This is a genomic window from Streptomyces anandii JCM 4720 (assembly GCF_014650655.1).
Taxonomy (GTDB): Bacteria; Actinomycetota; Actinomycetes; order Streptomycetales; family Streptomycetaceae; genus Streptomyces; species Streptomyces anandii.
This window is the reverse complement of record NZ_BMVJ01000004.1, coordinates 35,749-47,080: the sequence shown is the minus strand read 5'-3', so window position 1 is coordinate 47,080 and position 11,332 is coordinate 35,749. Positions and strand designations below refer to the sequence as shown.

Below are 11,332 nucleotides of genomic sequence, written 5' to 3'. Positions count from 1 at the left end.
CGACGGCGGCGACCGCGCCGCGCTGTGGGGCCGCGACCGCGCCGCGCTGTGGGGCCTGGTCGCGGGCGCCGCCCTCATGGCGTGGATGCGGCCGGTGGACGCGGCCTGGGTGGCGCTCCCGCTGCTGGCCCTCGCCCTGTACCACCGCGCCTGGCAGGCGCTCGCCGCGCTGCTCGCCGGGCTGGCCGCCGGGGCGGCCGAGTGGGTGATCGAGGCCTACACCTCCTACGGGGGCCTGTTCCAGCGGCTCTCCGAGGGCTCGGCGATACAGGGCGGCCTGGGCTGGCACTTCGCCGTCGTCGACCAGCTGCGCAGCCTCGGCGGCCGCGCCCTGTGCCGCCCGTGCACCGGCGCGCTGCCCAACCCCGTCGTCACCGCCTGGTGGTTCGTACTGCCGCTGCTCGCCGCGTTCGGTCTCGTCCTCGCCGTGCGCGCCCGCCGCGGCCGGCCCACCCTCCTGGCGCTGGCCTGCGCCGCCACGGCCGCCTTTCCCTACCTGTTCCTCATCGGGTACGCAGCGCCCCGCTTCCTGCTGCCCGCCTACGCGCTGCTCGCCATCCCCGTCGCCGACGCGCTCGCCCACCTCGTCAGGAAGCCCGGCGGCAACTGGCGCCCGTTCGCCCTGAGCCTGGTGGCGCTGGGCCTCGCCGTACACCTGGGCGCGCAGTACGCCGTCCTCGCCCACACCGTGGACCGCACCACCGCCGACCGCGTCGCCTGGGACCGCACGGCCGCCGAACTCCACCGCCTCGGCGTGCGCCCGCCCTGCCTGCTCACCGGCGAGACCGCCATCCCCATCGCCTTCTACACCGGCTGCGGCTCCGCCGCGACCTCCGGCAACAACGCCAACAGCACCCGGGAGGAGATCGTGCGGACCGCGCAGCGCATCCCGGTCGCCGCCCTCACCACCGCCGGCGGCGCCCCGCCGGACTACGCCCGCACCTGGCCCTCCCACCGTCTGGGCGACCTGCGCCTGTACGTCGCGCCGAGCGCGCAGTAAGGACACCCCCGCATGACCACCACGCTGCCCACCGTCACGACCGCGCCGCGCCGGCGCGTGTGGTGGCACACCGGGGCCATGCTCGCGCTGCTCGTCTGCGCCGCCTACGCGGCCCACCGCCACTGGCCGGTGCTCGAGACCGGCGCCGACCGGCTCGCCGTGGCCGACCAGGGATGGCTGCTGCTGGGCGCCACCGCCGCCGTCGCCACCTGGGCGTGCTCGGCACTGGCCCAGCAGGGCGCGGTGGCCGAGCCGCTGCCGGGCGCCCGGCTGGTGGCCGCCCAGTTCGCCGCGTCCGCCGCCAACCACGTGCTGCCCGCCGGCCTCGGCGCCGGGGCGGTCAACCTGCGCTTCCTGATGCGCTGCGGACTGCCCGCCGGACGTTCGGCGAGCGCGCTCGCCGTCAAGGCCACGGCGGGCGTCACCGCCCGCGCCTTCCTGATCGCCGTGCTCGCCGGGCTCTGCCCCGGCCTGCTGCGCGTGCCGCGGGTGTCCGTCGCGGCCCTGGCCGCCGTCCTCGCCGCCGCCGGGGTGCTCGCACTGGTGGTGGCCGGGCCGCTGCGGTCCCGGTGCGCGCGCGCCCTCGCCACGGTGGCGGCCGACATCCGCGCCGTGCACGCCCGGCCGAACCGGGCCGCCGCCCTGTGGGGCGGCTCGCTCGCCTTCGCCGCGGCGCACTCCCTCGTCCTCATCGCGGTCACCCAGGCGGTGGAGCTGCCCCTGTCACCGGCCAGGGTGGCGCTGCTCTACCTGGCCGCGAGCAGCGCCGCGGCCCTGCTGCCCACCCCCGGCGGGCTCGGCTCGCTCGACGCGGCCCTCGCCTTCGCCCTCACCACCAGCGGAAGTCCGGCCGCGACGGCCGCCTCCGCGGTCCTCGGCTACCGGCTCCTGACGGTCTGGCTGCCACTGCTGCCCGGCCTGCTCGTCCTCGGCGTACTCATCCGCCGCAGGGCCGTCTGACCCCCGGCCGCGAACGCGCCCGCGTCACAAAGACGGCGGACCGTCGGTCCCCCGGACCGCCCCGCGCCCGGGCAGCCACCACGCCGCCGCACCCACGCACACCCCGAGCCAGCCCACCGCGAACAGCCAGCCGCCGGCCACATCCGTGAACCAGTGCACCCCGAGATACACCCGGGTCAGACCCACCGCCACGCCCCAGCAGCCGGCCACGGCACACAGGGCCGTACGGCCGCGCGGGGCGCGCAGCACCGTCGCCCAGATCACCAGGCCCGCGGCCAGCGCCGATGTGGTGGTGTGCCCGGACGGGAACGACCAGCCCGAGGCGTACGCCGCCCAGTCCTGCCGGGGCGGGCGCGGGCGGGCGATCACTTCCATCACGCCGTAGCGCAGGAGCTGGCCGGCGGCCAGGCAGGCGCACCCCAGGGCCGCCGCGGCCGTGCGCTGGCGCAGCGTGCGGCCGAGGACCATCCAGGCCAGCGCGACCAGCACATACGGCACGGCACCCGTTCCGGTGTCCGTCAGCGCGCGGGCCGCCGACACCGACGCCGGCGAGCGGTGGCCCACGGACCAGTCCAGCAGGCCGCCGTCCACCCCCGGAGGGGATCCGCGCCCGACGACCAGGGCGAGCACGGCGAACGCCGCCCAGGCGCCGAGCCCGGCGCTGCCCGCCAGCTCGGCGGGCTCGACGTGACGCGTGGGACCGGGATGCGTGCTGTGACCCATGCGCCTCATGACACCAGCAGCGGGCGCAGCCGGGTCGCGGTGAGGCGGCGGGCCAGCGCACCGTCCCGGCGGGCGAGCCACCTCATCAGCGCGAAGGCCACCAGGCCGCCGACCAGGATGCCGACGAGCACGTCGTGCGGATAGTGCGCGCCCACCCAGACGCGGGAGACGCCCATGGCGGCGGCGGCGACGGCGGCGATCGCACCCAGCCGCCGGGAGACGAAGAACAGGGCCACCGCCGCCGCCGCGGCGATCGCCGCGTGGTTGCTCGGGAAGGACCAGTCGGTACGCGCCGGACAGGCCTCCAGGGTGACCGCGTGCAGGGTCCGGCACGGCCGCACCTCGTGGACCAGCAGCTTCACCAGCGCGTTCACCACGTAGGCGACGACCACCACGATCGGCGCAGCGAGGGCCGTCACCGCCGCCTCGGCACCCACCCGGCGCGCCCGCCACCAGCCCACCGCCATCAGCACCGCGAACACCGCCAGTCCGTACGCCGACCACGCCGTGACCGAGTCGTCCAGCCACGCGGGGGAGCGGCGGGCCAGGTCCACCACGTCGGTGTAGACCGACCCGCCGATCGAGGAGCCGGAGAGGGCGAGGATCATCCGCGGGCCTCCTTCGCCTTCGCGGCCCGGCGGGAGCGCAGCGCCTCCGCGGCCAGCGGGATCAGCGACACGACCACGATGAGCGCGATCAGCGGCAGCAGATACCTGTCGACATTGGGCACGGACGACCCGAGCGCGTACCCGGCCAGGACGAGGCCGGCGCTCCACACCAGGCCGCCGGCTACCTGCCACACGGTGAACGTGCGCACCGGCACGCCCAGCGCGCCCGCCATCGGGTTGAGCACCGTGCGCACCACGGGGACGAAACGGGCCAGCACGATGGCCTTCGCGAAGCCGTACCGCTCCAGGAGCTCCTCGGCGCGGCGCGCGCCCTCGTGCAGGCGCGGGGACCGGCTGCGGGCGAGCAGCGCGCCGCCCGCCTTGCGCCCCAGCGCGTAACCGCACTGCGAACCGGCGAGCGCGCCCACCACGGCGGCCACCAGCAGCGGCGCCAGCGAGAGCCTCACCCCGCGGTCGGCGGTCCCGGTGCACAGCAGGCCCGCGGTGAACAGCAGGGAGTCACCGGGCAGGAAGAAGCCGATGAGCAGGCCGGTCTCGGCGAACAGCACCACGCCGACGCCCAGCACGCCGAAGGCGGCCAGCAGCGACTGGGCGTCCAGCACATTGACGGCGAGCTGCGACGACAAGTACGGGGGTGCGATCATCGTCGCCGGCCCTTTCGTCGGGTCGCCGGACGCACGCCAAGCGACGCCCGACGAGTGACTACAAATCTGTAGACGGTCTACTGCACTGTAGACGAAAACGACCGGCGCACCGTTCCCGTTGTCACCCCGAGGGGTGAATCGTGTGCCCCGGCGAACCCTGGGACGTTGCGCACGTGCGCACTGGCGTGCGCCGAGTTTTGCCCTCCCATTGCCACTTCATGACCGGTCGACCAGGCGCCGGTGGTCATGATGGTCGCGAAGTAAGGCATGCCTTCGCTAACTCGGTCCCACGGTGGCCGGGGCGGTGTGCCAGGGAGGGCCGTACGGCATGTGGGACGACGCGTTTCCGAGCTTTCTGATCGGGCTGCGAGAAGGGCTCGAAGGCGGACTCATCGTCTCCATCCTGGTCGCCACCCTCGTGCGCGCCGGGGCGAAATCCCGGCTGCCGCAGGTGTGGACCGGCGTCCTCGCGGCGATCGCGGTGGCGCTGAGCTTCGGCGCGGTGCTCACCTTCACCGCCGCGTCCCTGTCCGCGACCGCCCAGGAGGCCTTCGGCGGCACCCTCAGCGTGATCGCCGTCGCCTTCGTCACCGCCATGGTCTTCTGGATGCGCCGCTCGGCGCGCCATCTCTCCGGTGAGATCAAGCAGAAGGTGACCGGCGCGCTCGCGATGGGCGCGGGCATGCTGATCCTCACCTCCTTCCTCGCGGTGGGCCGCGAGGGCCTGGAGACCGCCCTGTTCCTGTGGACCACCGCCCGCGCGGCCGGCGAGTCCGCGGGGCCCCTGACGGGCGCGGGCATCGGCCTGGTCCTCGCGGCCGGCCTGTGCTGGGGCCTGTACCGGCGGGTCCTGAAGATCAATCTCACGAAGTTCTTCACCGCCACCGGCGCCGTGCTCATCGTCATCGCGGCCGGCGTGCTCGGCTACGGGCTGCGCGACCTCCAGGAGGGCGGGGTGCTGCCCGGCAAGGCCGCGTACGCCGTCGACCTCGGCGGCAGCATCGACGCCGGCTCCTGGTACAGCACGCTCGTCCAGGGTGTCCTCAACCTCACGCCGACCATGACCTGGCTCCAGGTCGTCGGGTACGCCGGTTACCTGGCGGTGGTGATGACCCTGTTCGTACGGGGCGTACGGGCCACGGCCCCGGCGGAGCCGAAGCCCGGGCCGGAGCCGAAGCCCAGGCCCGAGCCGAAGCCTGAGCTCAAGCCGGAGCCCTCCGCCCGCCGGCGGCGTCCCGCGTGGGTGGTGCCCGTCGCCGTCGTCGCGGTGCCGGCCGTCGTGGCCGGGCTGGTCGTCGCGCTGGGCCGGCCCAAGCCCGCCGGCGCCCAGACCGTCGCCGTCTCCGAGGCGGACTGCGGTGACGGCTTCACCGCGCCCAGGCCGGGCCGCCAGACCTTCCAGATGCACAACACCGGCTCCAAGACGTCCGAGGTCTACCTGATCGACCCGGGCACGGGCGCCGTCTACGGCGAGATCGAGGGCCTCGCCCCGGGCACCACCCGGGACCTGGTCGCCACCGTCGCCGGCGGCAGCTACGCCTGGCGCTGCGTGCCGACCGGCGGCACCGCCGTCACCTCCAGGGCCGTCCGGGTCAGCGGCGGGGGAGGGGCCAGGGCGGTCGTCCCGGTCTCCGAGCAGGACCTCGCCACGCCGCTCAAGCAGTACAAGCAGTACGTCGAGGCAGGCCTGGCCACCCTCGTGGCGCAGACCGGCAGGCTGAACGACGACATCCGGGGCGGCCACCTGGACACGGCACGCACCGACTGGCTGACCGCGCACCGCACCTACTCCTCCCTCGGCGCCGCCTACGGCACCTTCGAGGACTTCGACAAGAAGATCAACGGCAGGCCGGACGGACTGGCCGCGGGAGTCGCCGACAAGGACTTCACGGGCTTCCACCGCATCGAGTACGGCCTGTGGCACGGGCAGAACGCGGACCAGCTCAAGGCACCCGCCCAGCAGCTCGCCGCCGACGCCGCCGGTCTGCGCAACGCCTTCCCGGCCCAGGACTTCGACCCGGGCGACCTGCCGCTGCGCGCCCACGAGATCCTCGAGAACACCCTGCAGTTCGAGCTCACCGGCCAGGCCGACCAGGGCAGCGGCACCGAGCTGGCCACCGCCGACGCCAACCTCTCCGGCACCCGCGAGCTGCTCACCGTACTGAAGCCGCTGCTGGCCGGCCGCGCCCCGCGGCTGCTGCCCACCGTCGACGCGGACGTCACCCGGCTGCAGAAGCTGCTGGACGCGGCCCACCACGGCGACACCTGGACCCCGGTGGACCGGCTCGACGTCACCACGCGGGCCCGGCTGGACGGGGCCACCGGACAGCTCCTCGAGGACCTCGCCCCCGTACCGGACCTGCTGGAGATCCGGAAGTCCGCCTGACGCCCCGACGCCCCGACGCCCTGGCGCCCTGGCGCCCACGGGTCCGCATGCCCCCCGGGCCCGCGCCCCGGCGCCCACCCGCTCACGAGACACCCCCGGCCCGCTCCGGGACCGTACGCACCGAAGGGAACGCTCCATGCCGTCCGCCGAAACGTCCGCCGAAACGTCCGCCCCGCAGGGCGGCTGCCCCGCCGGTCACGGCCGCCGCACCTTCGTGCGGACGGCCCTGGGCGCCGGAGCCGCGGGCGCCGTCCTGGCCGGCGGCGGGTTCGCGCTCGGGCAGGCCGGCACCGCCGAGGCGAGCGCGGCGGACACCGGCGACGCGGCGAAGGTGCCCTTCCACGGCGTCCACCAGGCCGGTGTCGTCACCCCGGCCCCCGCCGCCGCCACCTTCGTCTCCTTCGACGTCGTCGCCGACAGCCGCGAGGAACTCGCCGGCCTGCTCAAGACCATCACCGAGCGGGCCCGCTTCCTCACCGCCGGCGGCACGCCCACCGACCTGGGCGTCGGGGCCCCGCCCTCCGACAACGGCATCCTCGGCCCCGAGGTCCCCGCCGACGCGCTCACCGTCACCGTCGGCGTCGGCGCCTCCCTCTTCGACGACCGCTACGGCCTGGCCAAGGCCAAGCCGCGCCGCCTCACCCCGATGCGGACGTTCCCCAACGACAACCTCCGGCAGGCCGAGTGCCACGGCGACCTGTCGCTGCAGATCTGCGCCAACCGGCAGGACACCGTGCTGCACGCGCTGCGCGACATCGCCCGGCACACCCGCGGCGCCATGCAGATCAAGTGGCGCGTGGACGGCTTCCAGAACGCCCCGCGCCCCACCGGCGCCCAGCGCAACCTCCTCGGCTTCAAGGACGGCATCGCCAACCCGGACGTGACCTCCGCCCGCGAGACCGACCGGCTGATCTGGGTGGGCGACGGCCAGGGCGAACCCGCCTGGACGCACGGCGGCACCTACCAGGTCATCCGGATCATCCGGATGCTGGTGGAGTTCTGGGACCGGGTGTCGCTGACCGAGCAGGAGAAGATGTTCGGCCGCCGCAAGGACACCGGCGCCCCGCTGGACGGCGCCGAGGAGACCGACGTCCCGAACTACGCCAAGGACCCCAAGGGCACCGCGATCCCGCTGGACGCCCACATCAGGCTCGCCAACCCGCGCACCGCCGCCACCGACTCCTCCCGCCTCCTGCGCCGCGGCTACAACTACGACCGGGGCGTCGACAACGTCGGCAACCTCGACATGGGCCTGGTCTTCTGCAGCTACCAGCAGGACGTGGTGCGCCAGTTCGAGGCCACCCAGACCCGGCTGATCGACGAACCCCTGGTCGACTACATCTCCCCGACGGGCGGTGGCTACTTCTTCGCCCTGCCCGGGGTGCGCGACCGCGCCGACTGGCTCGGACGCGGGCTGCTCTCGGCCTGAAACCGCGGCCCGCCCGCGACTTTCCCCACCCATGGTCAAGACCAGCCGCGCACTTTACTGCACATCGATTGCAAGTACGGCATCCTGGCACCAGGGGCCGGGTCGCGCCGGTGCGCTCCCGGCCGGACCGCGCACCCGACGGAAAGACCCGACCCGATGACGGCCGCCCCTGACCCCGCTCCGACCCTCCCCGCCCAGGCCGCGCCGAAGGCGACGGCCTGGCACCGCGTCCGCGGCTCGATGACGCGGCAGGAGTGGGTCAGGGTCGGCGGAATGGCCGCCTTCGTGCTTGCCCTGCACGTCATCGGCTGGTTCACGCTGGCCGGGATCGTCGCGCCGGAGCACTACAGCATCGGCACCAAGTCCTTCGGCGTCGGCATCGGCGTCACCGCCTACACCCTCGGCATGCGGCACGCCTTCGACGCCGACCACATCGCCGCCATCGACAACACCACCCGCAAGCTCATGAACGAGGGGAAGCGGCCGCTGTCGACCGGCTTCTGGTTCTCCCTCGGCCACTCCAGCGTCGTCTTCGTGCTCGCCCTGCTGCTCTCCCTCGGCGTCAAGGCCCTGACCGGCCCCGTCCGCGACGACAACTCCGAACTGCACGACGTCACCGGCCTGATCGGCACGACCGTCTCCGGCACCTTCCTCTACGTCATCGCCGCCATCAACCTCGTCATCCTGGCCGGCATCTGGAAGGTGTTCCGGCAGATGCGCTCCGGGCACTTCGACGAGGCGGCCCTGGAAGAGCAGCTGAACAACCGCGGCTTCATGAACCGCCTGCTCGGCCGCGTGATGAACTCGGTCACCAAGCCGTGGCAGATGTACCCCCTCGGCCTGCTGTTCGGCCTGGGCTTCGACACGGCCACCGAGATCGCGCTGCTGGTGCTCGCGGGCTCCGGCGCGGCCTCCGGACTGCCCTGGTACGCGATCCTGTGCCTGCCCGTGCTGTTCGCCGCGGGCATGTCGCTGCTGGACACGATCGACGGCTCGTTCATGAACTTCGCCTACGGCTGGGCGTTCTCCAAGCCGGTCCGCAAGGTCTACTACAACCTCACCGTCACCGGCCTGTCCGTGGCCGTCGCCCTGCTCATCGGCACCGTCGAGCTGCTGGGCCTGCTGGCGCAGCAGCTCGGGCTGCACGGCGCCTTCTGGCACTGGATCGCCGGCCTGGACCTCAACGTCGTCGGCTTCGTCATCGTCGGTCTCTTCTTCGCCACCTGGATCCTCGCCCTGGTGGTGTGGAAGGCCGGCCGCATCGAGGAGAAGTGGACGGCGGGCCTCGCCGCGCCCGCCGACTCCACGGCCGAGTAGCTCCCCCCGGCGCCCCGGCCGCGGATCCTCCCGGATTGGGACGGCCCTGGCGGGAAACGCGGAAGTCGGCAGCCATGACACCGACACCGGCACCCGTTCCGCCGCGAGGGAGGACACCCGTGAGCACCGATCCGATGGCCGACGACGTCTACCAGCCCACCGGGAACAACGAGGAGCAGGAGGACGCCGCGCCGCTGGACATGCAGGACGCGGTGGGGGAGCGGACGTACGACGACACCCTCGACGAGGGGTACTCCCCGCCGGAGAAGCCGCTGGGCGTCACCAAGTACGGCACGACGGCCTCCGAGCAGCACGAGGGCGAGAGCCTGGACCAGCGCCTGGCCCAGGAGCGGCCCGACGTGGGCGAGCCGGAGGGCGACGGCGTCGGGGACCTGCCCGGCGGCGAGGGCGAGCCGGTCGACCCCGAGGCCGGCACCGAACGCGCCGGACGCCTGGTCGCCCCGGACGAGGGCGCGCACCCCGACACCACCAAGGACGAGATCGCCGAGGACGTGGGCATCGACGCGGGCGCCGCCGGCGCCGAGGAGGCCGCCGTGCACGTCATCGACGACGACAGCGCACTTCCCGACGACGACACCCGCCCCTGACGTACGCCCACCGGACGGGCCCGCCGGGCCGGCGGGCGCGCGTCAGCCGCCGAGCCGGTCGATCTGGCGGAGTTTGTTCGTGGCGTCCAGGGCGGCGACCTTGTACGACTCCGCGAGGGTCGGGTAGTTGAAGACGGCGTCGACGAGATAGTCGACCGTGCCGCCGCAGCCCATCACCGTCTGACCGATGTGGATGAGCTCGGTGGCCCCGCTGCCGAAACAGTGCACCCCCAGCAGCGTGCGGTCCTGCGGGGACACCAGCAGCTTGAGCATGCCGTGCGCGTCGCCGACGATCTGCCCGCGGGCCAGCTCACGGTAGCGGGAGACGCCCACCTCGAACGGCACCCGGTCCTCGGTCAGCTGGTCCTCGGTGCGCCCCACGAAGCTGATCTCGGGGATGGTGTAGATCCCGATCGGCTGCAGCCCGTCCATCCGGCCCACCGGCTCCCCGCACGCGTGGTACGCCGCCGCCCGGCCCTGCTCCATCGAGGTCGCCGCGAGGGCGGGGAAGCCGATGACGTCGCCGACCGCGTAGATGTGCGGCACCTGTGTGCGGTAGTGCTCGTCCACGGTGATCCGCCCGCGCGCGTCGGCGGTCAACCCCGCCTTGCCGAGGCCGAGTCCCTCGGTCAGCCCCTGCCGCCCGGCCGAGTACATCACGGCGTCCGCCGGTATCCTCTTGCCGCTCTCCAGCACGGTCAGCGTGCCGCCCGCGTGCCGCTCCACGGCAGCCACCGTCTCCCCGAACCGGAAGGTGACCGCCAGGTCCCGCAGGTGGTAGCGGAGCGACTCGACGATCTCGGCGTCGCACATGTCGAGCATGCCCGCCCGCCGCTCCACCACGGTCACCCTGCTGCCGAGCGCGGCGAACATGGAGGCGTACTCCATGCCGATCACACCGGCGCCGACGATGACCATCGACCGCGGCACCCGCTCCAGTTCGAGCACGTTGTCGGAGTCCATGATCGTGCGCCCGTCGAACTCCACGCTGTCCGGCCGCGCCGGGCGGGTGCCGGTCGCGATCACGATGTGCTCGGCCCGCAACAGCCGCTCGTCGCCGGTCACTTCGCGCAGCGCCACGGTGTGGTCGTCGACGAAGTGCCCGGTGCCGGCGAACAGGGACACGTGGTTGCGGGAGAGCTGGCTGCGGATGACGTCCACCTCGCGGCCGACCACGTGCCGGGTGCGCGCGGTCAGGTCGGCGACCGTGATGTCGTCCTTGAGCCGGTAGCTCTGCCCGTACAGATCGCGCTGGGTGAGACCGGTCAGGTACAGCACGGCCTCGCGCAGGGTCTTGGAGGGGATGGTGCCGGTGTGGATGGAGACGCCGCCGACCATGTCGGGGCTGTCGACGACGGCGACCCGGCGGCCCAGCTTGGCCGCGGCGATGGCGGCCTTCTGGCCGCCCGGTCCGGATCCGATGACGAGCATGTCGAAGTCGGGCACGCCCCGGAGTCTGGCAGCACGAAGCCCCCCTGCGGAAGGGACCGGAGCAGAACTCCGGCCCCTTCACATGCCCGGCTCGCCGGCCGGGGCCGGGGCAGCGCTAGGGAAGGAGCTTGTCGAGGGCGGCCGGCCCCTCCGTCTCGATCTTGCGCCTGGCCCACTCGAGGTTGCGCGGGGTGATGTCGCGGCC

Annotated in this window: 10 protein-coding genes; 6 read left to right on the top strand and 4 right to left on the bottom strand. The window is 73.7% G+C overall.

Features of this window, described 5'->3' with window-relative positions:
• A partial coding sequence (locus tag IE249_RS08865; protein ID WP_189704231.1) for a hypothetical protein occupies positions 1 to 1,000 on the top strand: 1,000 nt, incomplete at its 5' end.
• Between the two features lie 12 nt (positions 1,001 to 1,012).
• Positions 1,013 to 1,960, top strand: a complete 948-nt coding sequence (locus IE249_RS08860; protein ID WP_189704230.1) for a lysylphosphatidylglycerol synthase transmembrane domain-containing protein — start codon at positions 1,013 to 1,015, stop codon at positions 1,958 to 1,960.
• Between the two features lie 24 nt (positions 1,961 to 1,984).
• Here the strand turns inward: IE249_RS08860 and IE249_RS08855 are convergent, their stop codons facing one another.
• Genes IE249_RS08855 through IE249_RS08845 form a run of 3 tightly spaced genes read right to left on the bottom strand, consistent with a single transcriptional unit; the run spans position 1,985 to position 3,956 of the window.
• The gene (locus tag IE249_RS08855; RefSeq protein WP_189704229.1) at positions 1,985 to 2,683 is read right to left on the bottom strand and encodes a phosphatase PAP2 family protein; all 699 of its coding nucleotides are present in this window, start codon (positions 2,681 to 2,683) and stop codon (positions 1,985 to 1,987) included.
• Positions 2,684 to 2,688: 5 nt separating this feature from the next.
• Positions 2,689 to 3,291, bottom strand: coding sequence for a phosphatase PAP2 family protein (locus IE249_RS08850; protein ID WP_189704228.1), 603 nt, complete (start codon positions 3,289 to 3,291; stop codon positions 2,689 to 2,691).
• Positions 3,288 to 3,956, bottom strand: a complete 669-nt coding sequence (locus IE249_RS08845) for a DedA family protein (protein ID WP_189704227.1) — start codon at positions 3,954 to 3,956, stop codon at positions 3,288 to 3,290. The genes IE249_RS08850 and IE249_RS08845 overlap by 4 nt, the downstream gene beginning before the upstream one ends.
• 328 nt (positions 3,957 to 4,284) lie before the next feature.
• Between IE249_RS08845 and efeU the strand changes: the two genes are divergently transcribed.
• The 4 genes from efeU (at position 4,285) to IE249_RS08825 (ending at position 9,696) form a co-directional block, all read left to right on the top strand.
• Positions 4,285 to 6,342 (top strand): iron uptake transporter permease EfeU, encoded by a 2,058-nt coding sequence (gene efeU / locus IE249_RS08840; protein WP_189704226.1) that lies wholly within the window; start codon positions 4,285 to 4,287, stop codon positions 6,340 to 6,342.
• 136 nt (positions 6,343 to 6,478) lie between these two features.
• Entirely contained in the window at positions 6,479 to 7,771 is a 1,293-nt protein-coding gene (gene efeB, locus IE249_RS08835; RefSeq protein ID WP_189704225.1) for an iron uptake transporter deferrochelatase/peroxidase subunit, read from the top strand.
• A gap of 156 nt (positions 7,772 to 7,927) precedes the next feature.
• The gene (gene nicT / locus IE249_RS08830; protein WP_189704224.1) at positions 7,928 to 9,088 is read left to right on the top strand and encodes a Nickel transporter NicT; all 1,161 of its coding nucleotides are present in this window, start codon (positions 7,928 to 7,930) and stop codon (positions 9,086 to 9,088) included.
• A gap of 119 nt (positions 9,089 to 9,207) precedes the next feature.
• Positions 9,208 to 9,696: a DUF5709 domain-containing protein gene (locus IE249_RS08825; RefSeq protein ID WP_189704223.1), complete on the top strand. Its 489-nt coding sequence runs from the start codon at positions 9,208 to 9,210 to the stop codon at positions 9,694 to 9,696.
• Between the two features lie 42 nt (positions 9,697 to 9,738).
• Here IE249_RS08825 and sthA read toward each other — a convergent pair whose 3' ends face one another.
• Positions 9,739 to 11,142 carry a Si-specific NAD(P)(+) transhydrogenase gene (gene sthA / locus IE249_RS08820; protein ID WP_189704222.1) on the bottom strand — a complete coding sequence of 468 codons (1,404 nt, stop codon included), beginning with the start codon at positions 11,140 to 11,142 and terminating at the stop codon, positions 9,739 to 9,741.
• Positions 11,143 to 11,332: the final 190 nt, after the last annotated feature.

Bases quoted from the DNA above. Each gene is read 5' to 3' on its own strand.
- IE249_RS08860 (WP_189704230.1), top strand. From the start codon at position 1,013: ATGACCACCACGCTGCCCACCGTCACGACCGCGCCGCGCCGGCGCGTG.
- IE249_RS08855 (WP_189704229.1), bottom strand. From the start codon at position 2,683: ATGGGTCACAGCACGCATCCCGGTCCCACGCGTCACGTCGAGCCCGCC.
- IE249_RS08850 (WP_189704228.1), bottom strand. From the start codon at position 3,291: ATGATCCTCGCCCTCTCCGGCTCCTCGATCGGCGGGTCGGTCTACACC.
- IE249_RS08845 (WP_189704227.1), bottom strand. From the start codon at position 3,956: ATGATCGCACCCCCGTACTTGTCGTCGCAGCTCGCCGTCAATGTGCTG.
- efeU (WP_189704226.1), top strand. From the start codon at position 4,285: ATGTGGGACGACGCGTTTCCGAGCTTTCTGATCGGGCTGCGAGAAGGG.
- efeB (WP_189704225.1), top strand. From the start codon at position 6,479: ATGCCGTCCGCCGAAACGTCCGCCGAAACGTCCGCCCCGCAGGGCGGC.
- nicT (WP_189704224.1), top strand. From the start codon at position 7,928: ATGACGGCCGCCCCTGACCCCGCTCCGACCCTCCCCGCCCAGGCCGCG.